Here is a 22,782-nt window from a genome sequence, read left to right as displayed (position 1 = left end):
ATCAAATTGAAGTTAATGGGGGATCTATTAATTCATCACTACTTTTTGCCGATGACTTTAATACCGGCTTTACTGCGGTCTGAATTTCCATATACCTCAATTTTTTTCACACAGCGGCGCGCACCGAGTGATTTCCACTCCGAGTGTTTATCCTTTTCGAGATCGGTATCAAAGCGGACGGTACGGGTTTTATCATCCCCATAGGTCACCACGACGCGATCTACGCTGACATCTCTTTCTGCCTTGATTTTAATGTACTTTGCTTGTCTACAAATGATAAGCGGGATGGTGGCAGGATGATCACCTATGCCGAGTAACAGGGTTCGACCTAGGGTGATTTCATCGTCCTTATCATCTTTTGCGTGGGCAACGGATGTGGTGAGCGCGAGTAGTAAACAAAGAATGAGTCGATGGATGATGGTCGTCGAAAATAGACTGGATTTTAATAACATTATGGCCTCCAAAAAATGGGGGCGAATCATAAGGTATTTAACTATCCCTAAATAGTTTTTTAATTAGTGAATGCGGCGGATATCACGTGATTTTTTAGGATGTTTCGATAAGTGTTTTTTACTTTGATACAAATGTCATTGTTATTTTGGTTATATTATTTTTGTTTTTAATTAGACTGAAATATCCATTAAATGATGACATTTTATCATCCTATTTAAAGGGCAGATTTAAAGTGCCGATTTTTCACTGTCGGCCAAATGCTGTATGTCGTATGCATTTTTCTGGTAGATTGTGACAACACGTACTCGGCCGCTCGCTTATCGCAGTATGCGCGGTAAGCAAGACAGGCGCGAGTCGCTACAGGATTTATTCAATGGAGGTGAAGTATGCCGTGCCGACTAACACAATTGTTTGGGATCCAGTTTCCGATTATTCAAGCCCCGATGGCGGGCGTGCAGGGTAGTGCACTGACGATTGAAGTATCACAGGCAGGTGGATTGGGCTCCTTGCCCTGCGCCATGTTATCCCTCGAGGCGCTTGAGGCTGAGTTAACCGAAATCCGCAGCAATACCACTAAACCTATTAATGTGAATTTCTTTTGCCATAGTGAGCCTTTACCGCAGGCGGACAAGCAAGCGGCTTGGCTCGAACAGCTCTCGCCTTATTTCACTGAATTTAATCTCGACCCGAATGCGCAGCCCGCTGGCGCCCAGCGCACCCCCTACAGCAAGGCGCAGGCAGAGGTGTTAGCCAAATTTAAGCCCGAGGTGGTGAGTTTTCATTTTGGGTTGCCCGATGAAGAATTGCTGCTGGAAATCAAATCCTGGGGCTCAAAAGTTATCTCCACGGCGACCACAGTCGAGGAGGCACTTTGGCTCGAAGCTCGCGGCGCCGATGCGATTATTGCCCAGGGCCTTGAGGCAGGTGGACACAGAGGACACTTTTTATCCGAGGATTTAACCGAGCAGTTGGGGACTTTTAGTCTATTACCACAGGTGATTGCGGCGGTGGATATTCCGGTGATTGCCGCCGGCGGCATTGTCGATGCCACCACTGTGCGCGCCGCCATGGCGATGGGCGCCTCGGCGGTGCAAGTGGGGACGGCCTATTTACTCTGCCCCGAGTGCAATACCAGCAGCATTCATCGTGAGGCGCTGCAAAGCGACGCCGCGCAGCATACGGCACTGACGAACTTATTTTCCGGTCGACCCGCCCGCGGCATAGTGAACCGCTTTATGGCCGAAATGGGGCCGATGAATGAGGCTGTGCCAGATTTCCCCTTGGCATCCTCAGCCGTTGCGGGCTTAAGAACGGCGGCGGAGCGGCAAGGATTTGGCGATTTTAGTCCGCTATGGTGCGGCCAAAATGCCAGTGGTTGCCGAAACATTCCCGCAGCCGATCTGACGCGGCAGCTGGCTTTAGGCTTGATGGTTTAATGTTTGAAATCCAATAAATAGTTACAGGTGCAAATTCAGTATCTACTAATCATTTGCGAGAGTGATGACGGGGGATGAGTTGCTGATATTGCACCATTTACTGCTGCATCCAGCGCTAGTTCGCGGCCTTGGTGCAATCGATGCGTCGCTTCTGCTCAAATAGGCTTATATTTTACATGGCTAAAATATAAGCCTATTCATTTATACTGGCGGCCGGGCGGCTTAGTCCTGTAATGCCGCCCTGTTTCACTTGGTATTTGTTCTCAGTAATTGCTTATGTCACTGGCTGAATATCACGACCAACCCTTGTGGTTGTGAGCGATCTCCACCTGAAAGGATAACGCTAATGTTGTTACGTCGAATCATAGTTACCTGTCTCGCCCTTATCAGTTTTTCTACTTTTGCTGCCGATAAAAGCTATCAAGATATAGTGCTAAAAACCTATCCAGATCAACAGCAAACCTCCTTAAAAAACATCGCTGGCGATAAACCGATTTACCTTAAGTTTTGGGCAACCTGGTGTCAGCCCTGTATGGAGCAGATGCCGCATTTTGAGGAATTGCAGAAAAAGTATCAGGACAAGGTCAATATCCTCGCCCTGAATATCAATATCAACGAAGAACAACCTAAGATAGCCGAAGTCATCTCACGTTTCGGTCTGACTATGCCTGTCTGGCTAGACAACGAGGGCGAATTGGGTGTGGCTCTTGGCTTAGTCGGGACGCCCTATAGCGTGTTAATCAATCGCGCAGGCGAAGTGGTTTACACTAGCCATGAGTCGGATGCGAACCTCGATAAATTTATCGATATGCTGGCCAATGGCCAAGAACTCAGCGCACAAACTACAGATGCGCCAAGCCCAGAACAAACGGCTAAGCTGCTGAAACCATGGGAGCAAGGTGAGCATCTACTGTTTTTTACCGCCACTTGGTGTGATTGGTATTTGGCTGAGAGTCGCCCCGAAATGTCTCAGGCCTGTGTTGCCGCCCAGAAAGATTTAGACAAGCTAGCGCAAAAATTGCCGAACAAAGTCTGGCATGGGGTGGTTAATCATCTGTGGACTGACGATAAAGCCCTCGCCGATTTTAAACAGCTCTATCCTTCACGCGTCGATTTCAGTATTGATGAATTAGGCGTGCTATTTAATCACTTTAGTATCCGCAACATTCCGACGTTGCTTTGGGTGAAAGACGGTAAAGTCATTGAGCGTATTACCGATTTTAGCCAGCCAGAGAAAATTGTCGCAAGGCTCAAGGCCGCGCCATAGGGATTTTCAACCATTTGGCCTTCGAGACATTCGAAGGCCTTTGGGGATACAAGTAGCACTGATACACTACTCACGCTTTAGTTAAATGTCGTTGCCCATGGAAAGCACTGCGCAATAAACTGGCTCACAGAATGGGGAACACCCAAAGGCTGGTTGTTGCTTGGCACTCTGCCAAGTTTTCCGCCTTGTTGTTGGATTCTATTGTGGGAGTATGTGGATGGCACAGATTATCAGTAATGCTGCGGTGGGTCGTACCCTATTGATTTTATTGCTGTGTGCTGGTGTTTTCTTTTTTATCGATTTTTTAGTTCCCGCCTTGGCTGCCCTGATCGTCTGCTTCTCCAGTTGGCCGTTGTATCAAAAATTAATGGTTAAATGCGGTGGTCGCTCGGCATTGTCTGCCACTATCGCGTTAGTCTTGATTATTCTTGGGCTTATTACGCCGCTGATTTTTGTATTTTCCTATGCTTTACAAGAGATTAGAGCCTGGGTGGAGTGGCTGGTGTATGCCAACCAGCATGGCGCTCCCGTGCCGCTGTGGATTAAGGATCTACCTTGGATTGGCGAGTGGCTCACCCTGCAATGGCAGCAGTTTATCGGTGAACCCCATGAGCTGGGCAAGATAGTCAGCGCCATTAGTGGCCAGAATTTGAGTGGTATTTCCCGCTGGGTACTGCAATTGGGCTGGAATACTTTGGGCTTGCTGTTGACCTTGCTGTTTATGCTGATCACCTTGTTTTTCTTATATAAAGATGGCGAGTCAGTGGCTAAACAGCTGGATATTGTTGGCGAGCGCATTCTTCCTGCCCGCTGGCATCGATTCTCCCGCGTGGTGCCTGCGACTGTGAGTTCAACCGTTATCGGCATGACACTTATCGCCATCGGCGAGGGTATAGTGCTGGGGATTGCTTACTGGATTGCTGGCGTGCCTTCGGCCGTGGCCTTTGGGGTGTTGACCGCGTTTATGGCCTTAGTGCCCGGTGGTGCGCCAACTATGTTCACCTTGATCTCTCTGTACTTAGTCGGCACCGGCGACATGACGGCAGGGGTGGGCTTATTCCTCTGGGGTAGTATCGAGCTGTTTATTGTCGATAAAACGCTGCGACCTAATCTGGTTGGCGGGCCAATCAAATTACCCTTCTTGCCGACCTTTTTCGGTTTGATTGGCGGGGTGAAAACCATGGGGTTTGTTGGTCTGTTTGTCGGCCCCGTGTTGATGGCGTTGCTGATTGCCATTTGGCGCGAATGGTTAAGGGACGATCCCAGTACTGAATCTGACTCTGACTCACCAGAGGTTCAGGCATCCGCATCCCAAGAGATACTGCCAAAGCATGCAGATTAAAGCTGGCCGTATGTCTGTTTACGCTCTTCGGTGTAATACCACCAAGGTTTAGGGTCATCACCCGCCATAAAGCGGGTGATAGACAGAAACACATCCAGTACGCAGGGGTCGTGTCTTTGGCCAGTTTTGTCGCACAGAGTGCGATACATCTGGTAGGGATTTTGCCCCAGCAATTGCGCCGGTGTCTCTATGCCGAGCAGGCGTAAATCCGCCGCGCTCGCTTTACCAATATTCGGTAAATCCGTTAATTGCATAACCTTAGCGCGTACCACTTTTGCAGGATTCATTTGTTATCCCTATCCGTTGCACCCATGTTTTAGGAGTCTACCTCGTTCTGAAGCACTTGGTCAGACTTTCAATGGGTGACAGTGGTCGCTGGCTCGGCAAAACGTCGCTGCACTTGCAGTATTTGCTCCTTGCAGGCGATAAAGGCCTGCGCCAACTGAGGGTCAAACTGAGTCCCTGAGTTTTCTTGGATGTAATCAAAGGCCTGCTCAGTACTCCACGCCACTTTATAGGGGCGGTCTGAGGTGAGTGCATCGAACACATCGGCAACCGCAGCAATACGGGCGCTCAATGGAATGTGCTCGCCTGCCAGCCCATGGGGATAACCAGTTCCGTCCCATCGTTCATGGTGGTGGAGGGCGATTTCCTGCGCAAGGGATAACAAGGGATCGTTTTCGTCATCGAGGATCTGCGCGCCAAAACTGGTATGTTGCTGCATTTGCTGGCGCTCATCATCGGTTAACTTACCCGGTTTCGACAGGATCGAATCTGGGATACCAATTTTGCCAATGTCGTGCATCGGCAGCGCCGTAAAATACATCTCACACCAAGCTTGGGAGTCGCTGACTTGCTCGGCCAGAATGCGCCCATAATGGCTCATGCGGGAGATATGTAATCCCGTTTCGTTATCCCGATATTCAGCCGCCAGCCCAAGCTTTTGAATAATCTTATGGCGAGTCGATTCAAGCTCTTGGGTTCGTTGCTGAACCAGTGCTTCGAGCTGCCTTGCTTGATTGCTCAAGGCTAAATGGGTTTGAGTCCGTACCTTAAGTACCGCAGGGCTAATGGGTTTAGAAATATAGTCCACGGCACCGAGTTCAAACCCGGTTTGCTCGTCTATGGTATCTGTCTTGGCGGTCACAAACACCACGGGGATCTTGCTGGTCACAGGATCGCGTTTGAGTCTGCGGCAGGTTTCGAAGCCGTCCATCTCAGGCATCATCACATCGAGTAGGATTAACTCTGGTAATGGATGGGTGCTGGCCAGTTTTAACGCTTTCTCACCCGATGTTGCGGCGCGGATCGTATAGTGCGCCGACAGGATCCCATGAATGATCTGAATATTGTCAGGAGTATCATCCACTACTAATAGGGTGGGCTTTGTTACAAATGGAGTCATGGTTTCGCCTCAACTGTGTCGGTTGGTTTCCCGTATTAATTCGGCGACGATGCTGAGAGAGCCCCAATTCGTCCCCGTTAATGCCAGTGCCAAACTAGGCGGTTAATGCTGCTTAATTCCATGAAGAATCAATATAACAATATGAAAATCATCATAAAAATATGAAGTCTACATTTTCATTTTTCAGGTTATATGATGGCGGTAGCTGTAAGCTTGACGGAAAAAATATTGCGGATTTAACGACTGGTTAAATCTTGTACTAACAGGATAATACCCCAAAAAAATGTATCATGTTGTATCTTTTGGCCTGTTTTGTTCACACTTTTAGGGATTGATACTTTTTAGTCGATGCGGTTTTTTTTACAATTGTTGCCTGTTTTATGAGCGAAAGCGCCTTTGGCCCAGTGGATAAGCGGGCTAACTGTGCTCCATCCATGATCTCGGATCCCATAAGATCCTCCGTGTTTTAGCTGTTCGCATTTCGTCTTCTCATTCTTAATACACCATTCATACCAACGGGACGGTAAGAAACTTAACCTAAGAGGAAAAGTTATGGCCGTTTTTGGCATTTCATCGGGTCGTATACACAGGACTATTCGACAAGGCTTGGCCGCCATCGGCTGGGGTCAACACCAAGCGCATCCTTGTAAGCTACTCGCTTCATTGGGTTATTTTGCGGGTCTCTTGCTGTTATCTGCCGCGTTGCTTTTGGTATGGCCCAATGCCGCGCAGGCCAATGAGTCATCGACGTTGCAACATCGTCAGGCGCTGGCCCAGTTGACGCCGGCGCAAAAACTCGCCCATAGCCATAGGGTGAGTCTGATCTTGGAATCCGATAGACCCTTTTGGCACCAAATCGCTAAGTTCGCCAGAATTGCGGCGATGGATCTCAATATCCAATTGGATGTGGCTTACGGCGATGGCACGCCCGACACTTTGCTCAAGTTGGGCCGTGAGGCGATAGCTAACGATGTTTCTGGGATTATTTTTGTCCCCGTTGCAGGCAAGGGGCAGGCGCTCTTAGCCGAGGCAAATCAGCAGCATATCCCTGTGGTGACCATCAATTCTGAATTTAGCCAAAGCTCATTGTCTCTGCGCACACAAAATGCCAACTGGATTGGCCGAGTGGCGATGAATAACAACAACCTTGGGCAAAACCTACTCGAAAAAATGTTTGAGCAGGAAAGCGCTGCCGAGCGCATGAATGTGCTGTTACTCGCGGGGAATAAAGATAATCACGATGTGCAAAAGCGTACTGCTGAGCTGAAAACTGCGGTCAACAAGCAATTTGCCAATGCCAAGCTCAAAGTAGTGAACACCGACTGGACGGCGCCTGCGGCGCGTGAGGCTTATCTTAAAGCCATACAACAGGATCCTAGTATTAATACAGTGATCGCCATGAACACCACTATGGCATTGGCGGTAAGCCATGAGGCCGAAGCCAATCCGCAGCGGCCCATTCCCCATATTGCTTCGTTAAGCTGGGATCATCAGCTCGCCCAAGGGATCCAAAAGGGGGCTATCGCCGCCGCTGTCGGTGGGATGGAGTTTCAGGGCGCATTTGTCTGGTGCTGCTGTTCGATTATTTAAATGGGGTGGATATTCGTTCCAAGGGGGCGGAGTTTTTAATTACACCTTTGATCATCAGCCCTAATAACTATAACGATTACTATGAGTTACTCGACTTTGACTCACTACAGCCCGATTTCGCCCGAGTCTCGTTGGCGCTCAATAAAAATCTATTTCTGGTCGATTTTCGCTTAGGCGCGCTGATCCCCAATATGGATGTACACCGCTTTATGAGCATGCTCACCGCAGAGGAAAGGGCCTTTATCAACAACAATCCCATCGTCAGGGTGGGCGTGGATCCCCATTCAGCGCCGATTGATTTTATTGACGAAAACGGCATTCACCGCGGCATGATGGCGGACTATCTTGCCGAAATCAGCCGTGTGGTGCCGCTGATTTTCCAGACCTATAACGAAGGTTCCTGGCAGCAAGCGCTTGAGGAATTTAAGCAGCATAAAGTGGATATGTTATCGCTGGCCTCGGCGGGTTCAGGGCGTGAGCAGTGGATGTTATTTACCGATGCCTTAAATCAGTATCCGCCGGTGATAGTGACCCACGTCGAAGGCGAGCATCCCAACAGCCTTGAGAGCCTTAAGGGCAAATCGGTCAGTGTAGTAGCCGGTGATATTACTCACACGCAGCTACTCGAAGACTATCCAGACATAGTGCTGGTGCCCGTCAGTAATTTGGAGCAAGCCTTAACGGCAGTGGATAAGCGTCAGGTCGATGCGGCCTTTGTTAATTTCCCAAGCACAGCGCACTTACTTCAGTCGCCTCCCTTTAATCACCTGCAAATTGCAGCGGCCAGTGACTACCGCTTTGGGATTTCTATGGGGGTGCGTAAGGACTGGCCCGAACTGCAAAGCATTTTAGATAAAGCCTTTGCACAAATCCCGCAGGATAAGGCGCGCGAAATTCAGCACCGCTGGGTGAATGTGCAATATGACCTAGGGATAAAGAAGCAGAAAGTATTCGACTGGGCGGTGCGGATTGCCGTGGCGGTGTTGCTGGTGCTGTTTCTTTTTAGCTTGCGCAACAGACGATTAAATAAAGATATCGTGCAGCGGATCCACACCGAGCAGCAGCTAAGCCTGAGCATGCATAAGTTTCAAGCGCTGTTTGATTCGGCGGTCGATGCCTGTGTGATTACCGATAGTCAGGGGGTGATCATCGAGTGCAACAGTGCACTGCTGTCATTGCTCAAGTATCAGAGTAAACACCAACTAATTGGGCAACGCACCTTAGTCTATTACCCCGAGCAGGATGATGATGCCGCTAAACAGAGTGTGTTTGAGCAACGTCTGCAAACCGTGTTAGACCAAGGACAGCTTAAGTTTGAGGCCGACTTTATTAACACGGCCGGTGAGGTTATTCACGTAGACGTGACACTCAAGCGTATCGAGCTCAATGGCGAGTTGTTTGTTCTAGGGTCGTACCACGATTTGTCGGAACGAAAGTTAATGAATGCCCTGCTCGAGCGTGAGCGGGATTTGCTGAAACACGTGTTAGGCAGAAGCCCGATCGGGGTCTGGATCTGTATCGAAGGGGTTTGTCGTTACGTGAATGAGCAAATTACCGAGATGACGGGGCTAGAGGTGGGGCAATCGGTTTATCGGATTTTTGTGCAGCCCGATGACTACCGCTGCCATATCCGCGAATTGGATTTAAGCCAAGACAGTACCGTATTTGAGACGCAACTGTTTGATGCCCATGGCCAGCGCCGTAATGTGCTGCTGACCTCCTATCACACAGTGCAGGATGGCCAAAATGCTAACCTCTGTTGGGCCTTAGACATTACCGACACTAAGTCGATTCAGGACGAACTGGCCATAGCCAAAGACGCGGCCGAGGCAGCTAATCGCGCCAAGTCGGACTTTTTAGCGAATATGTCCCATGAGATCCGCACGCCGATGAATGCGATTCTGGGGATGTCATATCTCGTACTACAGACAGAGCTGAACAGTAAGCAGCGGGATTATGTGGGCAAGGTGCATCAAGCCGCAGGTTCGCTGCTGGGCATACTCAACGATATTTTGGATTTTTCCAAGATTGAGGCCGAGAAGATGGATATCGAATGCACGGTATTCGATCTCGACGATGTGCTGTCTAACTTGGCCAATGTGGTGAGTTACAAGGTCGAAGAGAAAAACATGGCATTTATCTTCGATCTGCCGCCCGAGCTGCCCCGTTATTACCATGGTGATGGTCTGCGCTTGGGGCAGATCCTGATCAACTACTGCAATAATGCGGTCAAGTTTTCCCACGACGACAGCAGTGTGGTGTTAAGTTGTCAGAGTACGCAACAGGGGGATGAGGTCGAGCTGACCTTCTGTGTGGAAGATTTTGGCATTGGTATTCCCGAGCAAAAACAAGGGATGCTATTTGGCTCATTCGAACAAGTCGATGCCTCGACCTCTCGGGAATATGGCGGCACAGGGCTTGGCTTGGCCATTTGTAAGCGCCTCGCCCATTTGATGGGCGGCGAGGTGTGGTGTGAGAGTGAGTTTGGTGTGGGCAGCCGCTTCTACCTCAGGATCACACTCAACTGTGCAGATACCTATGAGCCTAAGTCGCTATTCGATGCCTTAGTGGGCGAAACCGCTAAGTTAGTCGGGCTGCACCCTAGATTAGAAACGTTACTCACAGAACATGGGATATCGGCCCAAATGCAGGTCTCAGTGGCCGACCCTGATAGTGTGATTGAATCGCTTAAACACTCAGGTTCACGCCAGCTTGTGCTCTGTGATTACAGTGCATTTAGCCCAGCGTTACTGGCTGCGCTAATGGCCAATCCCGATTCGCGGATGCTGCTGATTGGTAACCTTAGCGACCAAGACACCCTAAGGCCGCTGATTGAAAATAACCCAAGGGTGCTGTCACAAACGAAACCACTGACGCCTATTGCCATAGGTAATGCCCTGTTATCCCTGCTGGGACACAACAATGAGCATGGCAGACAGGTGCAGCAGGACCATTCTCTGCACGCCCTGAAAACTCAGTTAGCGGGGGCTGAGGTGTTACTGGTTGAGGATAATCAGCTCAATCAGGAGCTGGCGGTAGAGCTATTACGCCAAGCGGGCGTGAATGTCACAGTGGCGAATCATGGGCTTGAGGCCATTGAGCGCATCGAGCAGCAGTACTTCGACTGTGTGCTTATGGATTGCCAGATGCCAGTGCTCGATGGTTACGAGGCGACTCGCAGGATCCGCGAATTGCCTGAATTTGCCAATCTGCCGATTTTGGCCATGACGGCCAATGCCATGTCCGGCGACATTGAAAAAGCGCTGGCGGTGGGGATGAATGACCAAATCACTAAACCTGTGCATGTGAAGGATCTCTACACGGTTATGGCGCGCTGGATAACGCCAAAGCAGCGTAAACCAGTGCCCTTGGTATTAAAGCGAGCGAGCACGGCCCATGGCCTGCCGCAGCTCGATGGCTTACAGACTCACAATGGTCTTGCGCTTTGCGATCATAACGAGTCGCTCTACAGTCATTTGTTGGGGTTATTTATCAACACCAGCAAGACACTGCTCGGGCAGCAACAGCGCGCCTGGCAGGACGAAAATGCCGATGAGCTGCGCTTAAGCTTGCACACCTTAAAGGGCGTTGCCGCCAATGTCGGGGCGGTGGAGATCAGCCGCCAAGCCGGTGAACTCGAGCAGCAATGCCACACGGCGCAACAGAGTTTTACCGTGGAGTTACACGATCAACTGTTGGCGCTACAAACCGAATTGCAGTGTTTGGTCAATGGCTTGGAACTTTGGCATCAACAGCTCAGCACTAAGGATGAAACCTGTCTGGATGATGACGCCTTAAGTGGGCTGATGGAGCAATTAGAAAACAGCCTGCTGGAATACAACACCAATGCCTTGGAATGGGTGAATAAGCTTATCCATGCGCCGCAGTTTCAGTCCCAGGCGAGTGTGCTTAAACAGTTAAAAATGGATGTTGAACTGTTTGATTTTGAACAGGCATTAACGCGACTGCACACACTTAAATTGGCGCAGGAGGAAGTATGCAGTTAGGTCAGATGCAGTGTTTGATCGTCGAGGATATGGATGCCCTGCGTAAGATTATGGCCGAGCAGCTGCGGCAACTCGGTTTTGGTCAGGTGTTACAGGCCGATTGCGGTCGCCAAGCCTTGGACGTCTTACAGCGTCATCAGGTCGAGTTGTTGCTGCTGGATTGGAGCATGCCCGATGGCGATGGCCAAGAGTTACTCGAGAGTCTGCGCCAGCAGGAAAAATGGCGGGACTTACCCATTATCCTCGTGACGGCCAATGCCCATCGAGGTTTAGTGGACGTGGCGATGAAATACCATGTCGCAGACATTATCGCTAAGCCTTTTAACTCTAAAACCTTGCAGGGCAGAGTGTTGCAGGCACTCACGCGTCGGCATAAACGTACTCAAGTCGCGCTATCTTCAGCGATGGCGGCCAAGGTAGAAACAACGGCGACAGCTGAAACCGCGCCAGCCTTGAATGTGGTGCTGGTGGTCGATGATATGCCGGATAATCTGGCCTTTATGGCGGGGCTCTTAAATGACGAATATAAGGTGCTGTTTGCCAAGGACGGTATGGCGGCGCTAAAAATTTGCCAATCGGCGACGCCGCCCGATGCGGTGTTGTTAGATGTGATGATGCCAGAGATGGATGGGCATCAAGTGCTGCAAGCCTTGAGAACTGAGCCTAAATCGGCGCAGATCCCAGTGATCTTTGTCAGTGCCCTCGGCGAGGTTGAGCATCATCTACAGGGGCTTAGAGGCGGCGCGATAGATTACCTCACTAAGCCTGTACAGCCAGAGATCTTAAAGCTCAAATTGGCGAATGTGCTGGCGCAAATGCAGCGTCAGCGGGCATTACAGCAAGAGTGCGACGAGATGCAGCGTCTGGCACAGCTAAAGGATAATGCCGATGGCATCATGAGCCATGATCTTAAAAATCCGCTGGCGACCATCAGCGCGCTGGCGCAAAAGCTCGCGCAGGATAAAAGCTGTCCTAAGGAGTGGCTGCCTAAGATTAATTTGGTCGATGAACTGGCATTACAGTCGATCAATACCGTGAATTTGACCTCGGATATTCTGCGTATCGAGGCGGGGCAATATGCCTTGGATGCCGAATGGTTTTCGGTGCATGAGATGCTTAAGCAGTTGCTGCAGGCGGCGCAGCTAACCTTTCACAGCAAACAGTTAGTGGCGTATTTGTTACCCGACGAAGATCCCTGCAGCAGCTTCGATGTGATGGGCGATCCTAAGCTCTGCCATCCTATGCTGTTCAATCTGCTAAAAAATGCCTTCGAGGCGGCGCGCCCAAAAACCAAAGTGGCGATTTCGCTATCGCGCCAGGAAGGTGATGTACTGATCGCTATCGAAAACACAGGCGCTGTGCCCGTCGATATCCGTGAACAGTTTTGGGAAAAATATGTGACTCAAGGCAAGGCAGAGGGGCTAGGCATAGGCACCTATGCGGCGCGTTTGTTTGCTCGGGCACAAAAGGGCGAGGCTAATCTCGTGGTGGATGATACTAAGTTACTGACTCGAGTTGAGCTCCGTTTACCCGCCGCCGTCGATGCCGTGGTTGCCGAGTGATAAAGACACAATAAAAAGGGCAAGCCTTAGCTTGCCCTTAGCGCGTTAGAGTTTACTGATATCGACGTTTAAACCGTCCAAGTGTTTTAGGATTTCAGGATTCACATTGGTGTCGACACGCCCACCTAAGTGCTCAGCAAAAAACTGCTCGGTGGCGACAATCGAGGCCAGTTTATTGGCTCGCTTACTGAATCCATGTCCTTCATCTTTTGCCAGTATGTACTTAACAGGCAAAGACTTTTGGTACATCTTCTTAGCGATGTTGTCCGATTCTATTTGGGTGACGCGTGGGTCATTCGCCCCTTGGATCAGCATCAATGGTGCCTTGATGTTATCGACATAGTTAATTGGCGAGCGTTTTTCCATATCTTGTTTCTGCTCGGCAATTTGTGGATCACCCGACTCAAACCATTGGCCTAAATAGGGGCGCCAGTAGTCGGGGAAGGAATTCATCAGCGTCACTAGGCTCGATGGCCCTACATAGGCGATCACCGCTTGGTACAAGTCAGGCGTAAAGGTCGCGCCAGACAGCGCCGCATAGCCACCGTAGGAGGCACCGAAGATCCCTAAACGTTGTTTATCGGCAATACCCTGCGCCACTAAGTAGTTGGCACCGTCGGTGAGATCGTGCTGCATGCTGCCAATCCCCCAATTATTGTTACCCAAGTTTAAGAATTTCTTACCGAACCCCGTCGATGCACGGAAGTTAGGTTGCAACACCGCATAGCCACGGTTGGCATAAAACTGGGCAATCGCGTGGAAATAACCCGAGTCGAGCGTCCAAAAATCCCGTGCCCAAGGGCCGCCATGGGGCAGGATAATGGTCGGCAGCTGAGTCTGTTTACCCTTAGGCAGTGTTAAATAGGCTTGGATTTTCACCCCGTCCCGCGCGGTATACACAATCGATTGACGTGGCGAGAGTTGATCCGCAGGAATGCTGGCCGGAATGTCCACTAACAGATGGATATCCCCTGTGGCGGCATTGTATTGATAGTCCGCACCCGCGGCTCTGTCGCTGGCGACATGGATTTGCCACAGATGGGTTTTCTCGTTCATTTCGCCAATCGTGATTTCAACATCTTGATTAAAATGACGATTAATCACATCCCAATGGCGGGCAAACTCGGCATCTAAGGGATAAACTCGCAAACGACCACCGTAGTAAGCCACGGCTAAGGGCTCGCCCGCATCGTTAAATTGCACCGAATAGACGTCGGCCTCGTTGTCGGGATCCTTGTGCAGGGTTTCATATTTACCCGTCATTAGGTCGACTTTCAGCAATTCCTGCTTATCGCGATCACCGATGTTGGCGCTGATATAGGCGAGTTTTTTGTCATCGTTTACTTTAAGAATATCGATGCTCTCGCCCTTGGCGCTTTGGATGATCTTGCGCCAGTTGCCGTCGATCAACACATACAAGGCATTGGTGTTATCGAGATTACTGCTGCTGGCAATCACAGGTTTGCCCTGCTTGTTAAACTTCACTTGAGTAAAGCTCAGTTCGTTCTTCAGGATAGGGGTTAACTTGCCATCGTGGATGTTGAGCAGATAAATATCCATACGGCTCGAATCGTCGTGGTTGGCTTGAACAACCAGCAAATCAGGATTGTCTTTTACCTGCTCGAGCACGCTGTATTGCACATCGTCCTTATGGGTTAAGCGTTGCTCTTTGGCGGTGATCTTGCCCGCGTGTTCTTCAAAGCTCAGCTTGTAAATCTGGGTGTTCTCATTACCGCCTTTGTCCTTCATAAAGAACAGGTCATTGCCCTTGGCGGACCATTCGAAGTCGCGAATCGGTTCGGCGGAGGTGGTGAGTGGCGTAGCACTGGCAAGATCGGCCTTATCGGCCATCAGGAAGATATTACTGGCCCCTTGATACTCCTTCACAAAGGCGAGCCACTTGCCATCGTCGGACATTTTTAAATGGCGAATGCTCTGCTCGTTAAAGAAGTTTTCGATAGGAATTAACGGCGCTTCGGTTTGCTGCGTCGCGGCAACTTGAGGTTGTGCATTTTGGGTATCAGCGGCGCTGCAACCCGTCAGTAGCAGTGCGGCGGCAATGGCAGCACTGCATAACTGACTCGTGAATGGAAATTTTTGCATTGTCGTCACCTGAGTGTGTTGAAATTGAAAACATGCTAATACGAAAATTAATTATCGTAAAACAATAAATTTATATTTCTTTGTAATATTTTTTGTCGAAGGATTATACTGGTGCTCGTTCGCTAAGAATTATCTAGGGTGATGTTTGGGTGAGTTGATGAATCAAAATTTTAAAAAATTAATAAAAATCAGTGAGTTTTGCCGCTGGCTGGTGCTCTTTTCGGCGGTGGCCATTGTCGGCTACCTGTTTTATTGCTATTGGGCCTACGACGATATTCGCTTCAATAGCAGTAACACCCAGTTGCTCGAGTTATGGCATCTCGCAAGCGCCAACAGAATGCTGTTGCTTGCAATGCTAACCCCTTTATTTATCACATTTTTATTAGGAGTCTATTGGCTGCAACGGCTCTTATCCTGCTATCAGCGCGGCTTGTTTTTCAGTGATGAGAGTATGAAATGTTACCTATGGCTAGTGTGGTTAAAAGTGGCGGCCTTAGTGTTCGAGATGCTGCAAACCTTAGGGATAGGTATCTATCATCAGTCATTTTTTGAAGAAGGTCGTATCGAACTGGTGCTCGATTTTGGCAATATATCGACGATTTTACTGATGTTGCTGATCGTGTATTTGCTTAAAGCCGCCCGCGATTATGAGGCGGAAAACCAAGAGTTTGTTTGATTTTGAATATTATCGTTAATTTAGACGTCATGATGGCGGTGCGAAAGGTGAGCTCTAAGGAGCTGGCCAAAGCGGTGGGCATTACCGAGGCTAACTTGTCGCTGTTAAAACGGGGCAAAGTCAAAGGGGTGCGTTTCGATACCTTGGCGAGTATATGTGAATACTTGGCCTGTCAGCCTGGGGATATTTTGGAATACCGCAAGGATGCCGAGCAAGACGCGTCGGACTAAGGAAGCGGCCTAGGCTGCATGCTGTTTCTACATGCTTTGCAGCCTAGGTTTGCGGTTTTACGCTTTTACTAACTGAGTTAAATCCGCAGGGCGATAGTACACCGACTTTAATACCTTGCCTTGACGCACGACTTTACCGGCCATTTCCACATCCTTAGCGCATTTGGCGATGATAAACTCGCCCTTTTTGCTGCCAACGATTTCAACGCCTTGCTCGGCATAGAAGGCGATAGTCTCTGTCAGCTCTTGCTCATTGCGGCACACTTTGCTCATGTTGCTCGAATGCACTTCATCCCAGCAGGCGATAAAGTCGATTTCACGATTTTTAGCCACACACAGCAGCAAGTCGATAAGGTAGCTGATCTCTAGGCGGTCACTCATTTGGGCTGCGCCTAAATGCACTAAACGCCCCATTAATACATACACAGAATCGACAATGGCATCCGCCTGCTCGATACGGCTATCGGCTTCGGCAAGTTCGGTTAATTCTTCAATAATCAGTGAAGTATGTAGCGTGTCGGCCTTTTCATCCAAGGAGTTAGCATCGTTGACGGCGAGGTCGAAGGTGCTGCGAAACTCACTGATATCACGGTACAAGTGGTCATAAATAGGTTGAGTTAAACAAGTGAGTTTCATCGGGAAGCCTTAGATTTTATCAATGGGTTTTACGAATGGATTTGCAAAATCGATTCATGGATAACAGCGGCAATTCTAAAGAAAGGTGGCGCAGAATACAAAGCGAGTCCGCCTTGGGGTAAAAATACCCGCTGCCAAATTGGGGAGCAGCGGGCTTCGGCAAAGATTTAGGGTGGGGTACCGAACGGAGATTTGATTTCATGGATTGGCTAAGTCAAAACCCACTTAGCCCTTCAGTGCTGTGCTAATGAGTGCCGAGCGAAATTACTGGGCATATTTGGCGATAAGCTTATCCAAATAGGGCGCAACCTCTTTATCGGTCCAATCGAGATAGCCACGGACAAAACCGACTAGGTTTCCTTTAGCATCAAACACATAGGTCGCAGGGACAACGTTGGCAGGGATGATCTGCTCGATGTTTTTGTCAGGATCGAGCCAAGTGCGGTAGTTGCTAAAGCCATGCTGATCCAAAAATGGTCGTACATCTTTTACTTCTTCATCAATCGAGATGGGCACTATGGCGATGTTCTTATCGACATATTGCTGCTGGAGTTTTTGCAGCTCAGGGATTTCCCGTAAGCAGGGCACGCACCAAGTCGCCCACAGATTCACTAAGGTCAGTTTGCCTTGGTGTTGTTTTAAGCTGTGTGCCTGCCCAGCTTCATCGATAAAAGGCACTTCGGGCACGCCGCGGGCATGCTGCATCTCGATAAAGCCGGTCATGACTCTGGGTTTAGGAATGGGCTCACCCGTGTCATAGAGTTTGTTTTGCAGTGAATGGGCCTGAACGGCGCAGCTCAGCAGCCATGCGGTGCAAAGGAGAGTGAGCTTAGCGGTGTAAGATTTCATGGGATAATCCTTCTATTCAAACTTAGCAATAGGGTAAAAGTGGCTATCTTCTACGGGCCATGCGTAGGAGCTATGCGTTTGGGACTTGTGGCCTGCGCTTTAACAGCGCAAACCCTAAGCCAAATCCTGCGGCTAACAGCACGAGCGGGCCGAGCCAGAGTGCCAGAGTGGCGGGTTTAAATTCGGGCTGATAACGGATTTTTTCGCCATAGCGCTGCACCATAAAATCGAAGATCTCGTCCCGCTTATAGCCTTGTTCCAAAAGTGAAAAGATTTGTCCTTTCAGCTCATGGGCAATCGGTGCTTGCGATTCAAATAAGGTTTGATTAGTTGCCATGGGGCAGCGCAGCACTTTGCTGATCTCTATGGCTTGCTGTTGATAGGAGGCGCCAAGGTTGGGAGCCTCCTGCGCCGTGGCGAGAAACGTCGCGCCGCCAAAGCACAGGCTCAGCAACAGCAACCAAAATAAGAGGCTCAAATAGGGCGAGCGAAACAGTGGGTTCATAACGTCATTGTCTCCTGTGGTGAGCGACTTACATTCAGCGCCTTTGTTTGTGCGACTCTGTGGCCTTGTTTGATTGGCCAAGCGGCAATAGCGCCCGCAAGCATCATCAATAAAGCACCCAGCCAAATCCAGGTCGCTAAGGGCTTATAGCTAATGCGGATCAGGTATTCGGTGTCGCTCAGTTGTAGCCCCATAGAGACATAGAGATCCCGCCAAAAACCGTGGTCTATGTCCGCATGGGACACTTCCATGCCATTGCTATGAAAGGTTTGTCGCTGTGGATGCAGGTAACCCAGTACTACGCCATCCTGCTTGGCATCGCGAATACTGATATTGGCTTGGATCGCGCTAAAACTTGGGGTTTCTACAGGTTCTGTGCTTTCGTACACCAGCACATAATCGGCAAGGGGTTTACCTTGTCCAGGCCCCATACGCAGCAAGGCTTCCTGCTCGAAAAACGATACCGAGGTCGCGCCGATAATGCTGACCGCCACACCAAAATGACCGACTAGCATGGCTAATCTGGCGCGCTTTGATGTTGTCGATATGACGGGCTTAGGTGGGGTTAATGCTTGGGATGTCACTGTTACACTCACCCCAAGACAGCAGAGCAAAAACAACGCGCTGGCGCAGCCAAGGAATAGGAAGAGAGCACCATCGGTTTGGGTTTGATAACTCATCAGCGCCGCGATAATCACAATGGCGACAGAGGGCAAGGCTAATACCTTGAGTGGCTTGCCGCGCGATCGTCCCCAAGCAATTAACGGTGCTATGCCCATTAGCATCACCGCGATAAAGGTCAGTGGGACAAAAATCGCATTAAAATAAGGCGCGCCGACCGACAGAGTGCCTAAGCCTAACAACTCGTATAGCAGGGGATAAAAGGTGCCCAGCAGAACGGAAAAGGCTGCAACCACCAATACTATGATGCCAAGTAGTAACAGTGTCCCTTTGCTCAATAGGCTAGGGCTGACCTCATGCTTCAAGGCTTGGGCTTTGAGCGCAAAAATCAGCAGCGCCGCACCGACAAATAGCACCAATAAACATAGGATTGACATGCCTCTGGTGGGATCCGCCGCGAAGGCATGCACGGATTGCACTATGCCGGAACGCACCAAAAAGCTGCCGAGTAAACTCAGCGAAAATGCCAAGATGCACAAAAATAGCGTGGTGAGGGCAAAGCCTTGGGTCTTTCTGGTCAGCACTAAAGAATGCACCAGTGCAGTGGCGACTAGCCAAGGAATAAAAGAAGCATTTTCAACGGGATCCCAAAACCACCAACCGCCCCAACCCAATTCGTTATAGGCCCACCAAGAACCAAAGGCATTGCCTCCCGTGAGGAAAATCCACGCCAATAATACCCAAGGCCGCAAGTATTCGAGGTGACGATGCACTAATGCGCCTCCCAGCAGGGATGCTAGCGCCGCGGCAAAGCATACCGTCAGCCCGACATAGCCTAAAAACAGCATAGGTGGGTGCAGTATGAGGCCAATGTCCTGCAATATCGGATTGAGGTCGCGCCCTTCAATGGGGATGTTAGGTAGTAATCGGGCAAAGGGATTGGAGGTAAAGAGTAAAAACAGATTAAAGCCGAGGATAACGAGCGCGAGAATCGCCAATAGCCGGGCAAAGTAGGCTTTATCCGTTTGCACATCGGCGTTATCTAAGCCGACGAGTTTACTTGCTTGGCGGCAATTGATGATGGCACCCCATAACGCGATGGCGAACACCCAAAACAGCATAGAACCTTCATGACTGCCCCATACTGCGGCAATTTTATAACCGAGGGCGAGTTGGCTGTTGGAATGATTCGCCACATAGGCAACCGAAAAGTCATCGCTAATAAAGCCATAAATAAGGCATAAGAGTGCGCTCAATAAGCTTATAAACATGGCATTAAATAATTTATTGCCGAATTCGATTAAATAAAGTTGTGGCTGATGAGTGCCAATAAAGTGAATGATTGCGGAGAATAATGCCAACACAGTACTTATGATGAGCAATAGGTGACCTATTTCTGGGAACATACTTATCATAGTGATTTCCTGTGTTGCATGGTTAATCTGATTTATTGGCTATTCATTAATGGTGAAATTTAACGTTGATAATGTTCGAGCATTTTAATTTAAGCTTTAAGTCAATCATCGCTGGATTGTTTTTGATGAATCTTATTTTTAATTTTGAGTGATTTTAAATATCTCGAACATTTCACCCGCTTTGGATTGACTGGCAGGGTAGCGGAGTTTTTCGGCTAGGAATGTGATCTGTCTCGGCATTAAAATCGTCACTTTTCCCTTTGGTGATTTTTGAAAAATAAAACCATTTTTTAGGTCTTTTTAGATCTCAAAAACCACGGTTTATTTCTAAAATATTTTTCCTGTATTTTAATTAACTCATTGGTTTTATTTTATTTGTTTCTTTTTATTTCTATTGATTTCTGAAGCTAAATTTAATGTGCTCTAGCTCAGGTTTTTAGGCGTTTAGCTGCTTCATCATGCCGCCACTGGTCAATTGTTTATGTCGTTCAGTGAACAGTTAGGTTCAGTGGAAAATATAAAACTAATGATAAATTAGGAGTGAATGATGAAGCGATGGAAATCCAAAGTAGCATTAAGCGTGCTATTTTGTTTAGGTTCTGCCGTAAGCGCTACCACAGTCGCTGCCGATGCTAAGTCGGAGGGGAAAGTGGTACCTGGAGTGGGTAATAAACAGCAATCCCACTATACTCAAGATATTCTGGCTAACCCCAATTTAAATGAAAATTTAATGGAGAAATCCCGCGGTGTGAAAACACTGCAGGATTATATTGTTCAAGAGCAAGAATTGTTTGATTTTCTATTTGAAAATCACCCAGTTTTTAAATACGACGCTGAAGGTCGATTAAAGGGCACTTATAAAGTCAGTGACCGTGGTGAAGAATATTTACACGGTGGTGACAGTGTTGCTTACAGCAAACACAGTAAAGAAGTGAACCCCACTGATGGCACCGCAGTGCGTTACAGTTCTTACAACGATGGCCAGCGTCCTAAGGCACTGCAATACCGTTTAGGGGCGAAATCGATTTTAGATTTCCCGAACAAGTTTGTCGGCCCAGAAAAGTGCGGTGAGTGTCATGGTCCGCAATACGAGAAGTGGAGACGTTCACGCCACTCTAAGACGATTCGCTTCCCTGGCGAGCACCCAGAGGTCGATAACGACCTGAAGAAAACCATGTATGGCACTAAGGATACCTCGATTCTGCCATCGGGTATTACCGCCGATGCCATCTACGCCACTGTGGGTACGCCACGGACTAAATATGGCTTTATCGACGCCTACCTAGTGCGCGGTACTTACCACGTGAAAGACGGTCTGTTGAAGGATGGCACAGGGACTATGGTCGCTGGTGGTAACCAGTTCTCCCGTGGTTGGGCTGAGTGGTTAACCCCTGAAATGGCAGCCAAAATCAACAAAGCCATCCCAAGCTTCCCCGTCAAAATGGAAGACTTCGGTACCAGCGGTTCACACCAATGGGGCATGAGTTCATACGGTGCTAAGTACGAGAAGGAATTCCTGTTCCAACCGGCTAGCTCCTATTGCGAAATGTGCCACACCTTTAAGTTTGACTTCCAAACCAAGGATGAATTCTTCGCGGCTTTAGGTAACCCGAAAGAGCTGCAAAAGCACACTATCGCCAAAGGGATTACCTGTGAAGAGTGTCACGGCGCGGGCGGTCACTTAGACGGTGGTATTGGTGGTGGCATGCCATCTAACTGTGAACGTTGTCACCAACGCTTTAACTTTGTTGAAGAGTTAGCCGACACGCCACAGGGTAAAGAGAAGCTGGAATATGCCTTCAACGTGAAGATGAAGTCTTCTTGCCCATCCTGTGGTACTGAAGGTTCGCAAATGTTTGCCTCAGCGCACTATGACAAAGGCATGCGTTGTTCAACCTGTCACGATCCGCACGAAGTCACCGACGGTGATTGGACTACGGGTATGACTAAGCCAAAAATCATCAAAGAGTGTACTGACTGTCACACGGCCCAAGCCGAGATCGCCAAGAACACTAACACCCACAGCAATCAAACTTGCCAAAGCTGCCACATGCCAAACATGGGAAGTTGTGAAAACTTCACGGCGATCCAGTTCCCAGATATGGCGGGCTTCGACAACGTGCGTAAGTCACACATGTGGAAGATTGATGTCGACCCACTGCGTAAGACCCTCAACCCACCTGAAGGCAAGTCTCGCGATGCGACCACTAAGGGCTGGACTGTGGCGAAAGACGAAAACGGCTACAACTACCTCGACCTGATGTGGACTTGTGCCCGTACATCGGCCTCAGACCATGATGTAGTGGATAACAAAGGTTGTCATAGCCAGTTCCAATCTGAGCTAGAAGTCGGCCTGCACTTCGAAGATCAGATGGAAATCTACGGCGAAGTTCAAAAGTGGCAAAAACCCGTTAAGGATACTTTTGCTCAAGTAGAACAAGCCCTTGCCCGTATCGATAAGCTGTTAGAAGTCACCAAGCTGTCGGTAGAAGACAAGACTCAAGTGTTGATGTTGACCGACAAAGCCCAAGACGTTGTCCGCCTGATCAAGGCTGACGGTTCATGGGGTGTCCATGGTCCACGTTACTCACTGAAACGTCTCGACGCTGCCTTGACCTATGTCACTCAAGCCCAAGCCATTATTGATGGCAACGGCCTGAGCGCACAGAAAATGTAGTTCGACTC

Annotated in this window: 17 protein-coding genes; 9 read left to right on the top strand and 8 right to left on the bottom strand. The window is 49.2% G+C overall.

Features of this window, described 5'->3' with window-relative positions:
• Nucleotides 1-38: 38 nt before the first annotated feature.
• Nucleotides 39-452 carry a DUF2541 family protein gene (locus tag ACUZ8J_RS18775; protein WP_446694617.1) on the bottom strand — a complete coding sequence of 138 codons (414 nt, stop codon included), beginning with the start codon at nt 450-452 and terminating at the stop codon, nt 39-41.
• 387 nt (nt 453-839) lie between these two features.
• Here ACUZ8J_RS18775 and ACUZ8J_RS18770 point away from each other — a divergent pair, with 387 nt between their 5' ends.
• From ACUZ8J_RS18770 to ACUZ8J_RS18760, 3 genes are all read left to right on the top strand, one after another.
• Nucleotides 840-1,889: an NAD(P)H-dependent flavin oxidoreductase gene (locus tag ACUZ8J_RS18770; RefSeq protein WP_446694616.1), complete on the top strand. Its 1,050-nt coding sequence runs from the start codon at nt 840-842 to the stop codon at nt 1,887-1,889.
• A gap of 346 nt (nt 1,890-2,235) precedes the next feature.
• Nucleotides 2,236-3,156 carry a TlpA family protein disulfide reductase gene (locus tag ACUZ8J_RS18765; RefSeq protein WP_446694615.1) on the top strand — a complete coding sequence of 307 codons (921 nt, stop codon included), beginning with the start codon at nt 2,236-2,238 and terminating at the stop codon, nt 3,154-3,156.
• Between the two features lie 217 nt (nt 3,157-3,373).
• A complete protein-coding gene (locus ACUZ8J_RS18760) occupies nt 3,374-4,498 on the top strand; it encodes an AI-2E family transporter (protein WP_446694614.1) in 1,125 nt (374 codons plus the stop codon).
• Here the strand turns inward: ACUZ8J_RS18760 and ACUZ8J_RS18755 are convergent.
• Nucleotides 4,495-4,785 (bottom strand): helix-hairpin-helix domain-containing protein, encoded by a 291-nt coding sequence (locus tag ACUZ8J_RS18755; protein ID WP_086903004.1) that lies wholly within the window; start codon nt 4,783-4,785, stop codon nt 4,495-4,497. The genes ACUZ8J_RS18760 and ACUZ8J_RS18755 overlap by 4 nt on opposite strands.
• A 68-nt stretch (nt 4,786-4,853) precedes the next feature.
• Nucleotides 4,854-5,903, bottom strand: coding sequence for an HD-GYP domain-containing protein (locus ACUZ8J_RS18750; protein WP_446694613.1), 1,050 nt, complete (start codon nt 5,901-5,903; stop codon nt 4,854-4,856).
• 552 nt (nt 5,904-6,455) lie between these two features.
• On the opposite strand from ACUZ8J_RS18750, the gene ACUZ8J_RS18745 reads away from it, so the two are divergent.
• The 3 genes from ACUZ8J_RS18745 to ACUZ8J_RS18735 are packed head-to-tail and all read left to right on the top strand — an operon-like array spanning nt 6,456 to nt 13,062.
• Nucleotides 6,456-7,493 (top strand): substrate-binding domain-containing protein, encoded by a 1,038-nt coding sequence (locus ACUZ8J_RS18745; protein ID WP_446694612.1) that lies wholly within the window; start codon nt 6,456-6,458, stop codon nt 7,491-7,493.
• Nucleotides 7,472-11,500, top strand: coding sequence for a response regulator (locus ACUZ8J_RS18740; protein ID WP_446694611.1), 4,029 nt, complete (start codon nt 7,472-7,474; stop codon nt 11,498-11,500). Before ACUZ8J_RS18745 ends, ACUZ8J_RS18740 begins: the two co-directional genes overlap by 22 nt.
• On the top strand, nt 11,491-13,062 hold the full coding sequence (locus ACUZ8J_RS18735) for an ATP-binding response regulator (RefSeq protein ID WP_446694610.1): 1,572 nt from the start codon (nt 11,491-11,493) through the stop codon (nt 13,060-13,062). Before ACUZ8J_RS18740 ends, ACUZ8J_RS18735 begins: the two co-directional genes overlap by 10 nt.
• Nucleotides 13,063-13,107: 45 nt before the next feature.
• On the opposite strand, the gene ACUZ8J_RS18730 is transcribed toward ACUZ8J_RS18735, so the two are convergent.
• Nucleotides 13,108-15,165, bottom strand: a complete 2,058-nt coding sequence (locus tag ACUZ8J_RS18730) for a S9 family peptidase (protein WP_446694609.1) — start codon at nt 15,163-15,165, stop codon at nt 13,108-13,110.
• Nucleotides 15,166-15,322: 157 nt separating this feature from the next.
• On the opposite strand from ACUZ8J_RS18730, the gene ACUZ8J_RS18725 reads away from it, so the two are divergent.
• Nucleotides 15,323-15,841 (top strand): DUF2975 domain-containing protein, encoded by a 519-nt coding sequence (locus tag ACUZ8J_RS18725; protein ID WP_109286855.1) that lies wholly within the window; start codon nt 15,323-15,325, stop codon nt 15,839-15,841.
• A gap of 2 nt (nt 15,842-15,843) precedes the next feature.
• On the top strand, nt 15,844-16,071 hold the full coding sequence (locus ACUZ8J_RS18720) for a helix-turn-helix domain-containing protein (RefSeq protein ID WP_086903013.1): 228 nt from the start codon (nt 15,844-15,846) through the stop codon (nt 16,069-16,071).
• 57 nt (nt 16,072-16,128) lie between these two features.
• Here the strand turns inward: ACUZ8J_RS18720 and ACUZ8J_RS18715 are convergent, their stop codons facing one another.
• From ACUZ8J_RS18715 to ACUZ8J_RS18700, 4 genes are all read right to left on the bottom strand, one after another.
• Entirely contained in the window at nt 16,129-16,707 is a 579-nt protein-coding gene (locus ACUZ8J_RS18715) for a nucleoside triphosphate pyrophosphohydrolase family protein (protein ID WP_011621286.1), read from the bottom strand.
• A gap of 264 nt (nt 16,708-16,971) precedes the next feature.
• Entirely contained in the window at nt 16,972-17,556 is a 585-nt protein-coding gene (locus tag ACUZ8J_RS18710) for a TlpA family protein disulfide reductase (RefSeq protein WP_446694608.1), read from the bottom strand.
• 70 nt (nt 17,557-17,626) lie between these two features.
• Nucleotides 17,627-18,061, bottom strand: a complete 435-nt coding sequence (locus ACUZ8J_RS18705) for a cytochrome c-type biogenesis protein (protein ID WP_446694607.1) — start codon at nt 18,059-18,061, stop codon at nt 17,627-17,629.
• Nucleotides 18,058-20,097, bottom strand: coding sequence for a heme lyase CcmF/NrfE family subunit (locus ACUZ8J_RS18700; RefSeq protein WP_446694606.1), 2,040 nt, complete (start codon nt 20,095-20,097; stop codon nt 18,058-18,060). The genes ACUZ8J_RS18705 and ACUZ8J_RS18700 overlap by 4 nt, the downstream gene beginning before the upstream one ends.
• Before the next feature lie 547 nt (nt 20,098-20,644).
• On the opposite strand from ACUZ8J_RS18700, the gene sirA reads away from it, so the two are divergent.
• Entirely contained in the window at nt 20,645-22,774 is a 2,130-nt protein-coding gene (gene sirA / locus ACUZ8J_RS18695; RefSeq protein ID WP_446694605.1) for a dissimilatory sulfite reductase SirA, read from the top strand.
• Nucleotides 22,775-22,782: the final 8 nt, after the last annotated feature.

The organism is Shewanella sp. Koi 1 (assembly GCF_052907445.1).
Note: the sequence above shows the minus strand (reverse complement) of the source record. Positions and strands in the feature narration are given on the sequence as shown.

Coding starts and splice junctions, on each gene's coding strand:
- ACUZ8J_RS18775 (WP_446694617.1), bottom strand. CDS start 452: ATGTTATTAAAATCCAGTCTATTTTCGACGACCATCATCCATCGACTC.
- ACUZ8J_RS18770 (WP_446694616.1), top strand. CDS start 840: ATGCCGTGCCGACTAACACAATTGTTTGGGATCCAGTTTCCGATTATT.
- ACUZ8J_RS18765 (WP_446694615.1), top strand. CDS start 2,236: ATGTTGTTACGTCGAATCATAGTTACCTGTCTCGCCCTTATCAGTTTT.
- ACUZ8J_RS18760 (WP_446694614.1), top strand. CDS start 3,374: ATGGCACAGATTATCAGTAATGCTGCGGTGGGTCGTACCCTATTGATT.
- ACUZ8J_RS18755 (WP_086903004.1), bottom strand. CDS start 4,785: ATGAATCCTGCAAAAGTGGTACGCGCTAAGGTTATGCAATTAACGGAT.
- ACUZ8J_RS18750 (WP_446694613.1), bottom strand. CDS start 5,903: ATGACTCCATTTGTAACAAAGCCCACCCTATTAGTAGTGGATGATACT.
- ACUZ8J_RS18745 (WP_446694612.1), top strand. CDS start 6,456: ATGGCCGTTTTTGGCATTTCATCGGGTCGTATACACAGGACTATTCGA.
- ACUZ8J_RS18735 (WP_446694610.1), top strand. CDS start 11,491: ATGCAGTTAGGTCAGATGCAGTGTTTGATCGTCGAGGATATGGATGCC.
- ACUZ8J_RS18730 (WP_446694609.1), bottom strand. CDS start 15,165: ATGCAAAAATTTCCATTCACGAGTCAGTTATGCAGTGCTGCCATTGCC.
- ACUZ8J_RS18725 (WP_109286855.1), top strand. CDS start 15,323: ATGAATCAAAATTTTAAAAAATTAATAAAAATCAGTGAGTTTTGCCGC.
- ACUZ8J_RS18715 (WP_011621286.1), bottom strand. CDS start 16,707: ATGAAACTCACTTGTTTAACTCAACCTATTTATGACCACTTGTACCGT.
- ACUZ8J_RS18710 (WP_446694608.1), bottom strand. CDS start 17,556: ATGAAATCTTACACCGCTAAGCTCACTCTCCTTTGCACCGCATGGCTG.
- ACUZ8J_RS18705 (WP_446694607.1), bottom strand. CDS start 18,061: ATGAACCCACTGTTTCGCTCGCCCTATTTGAGCCTCTTATTTTGGTTG.
- ACUZ8J_RS18700 (WP_446694606.1), bottom strand. CDS start 20,097: ATGATAAGTATGTTCCCAGAAATAGGTCACCTATTGCTCATCATAAGT.
- sirA (WP_446694605.1), top strand. CDS start 20,645: ATGAAGCGATGGAAATCCAAAGTAGCATTAAGCGTGCTATTTTGTTTA.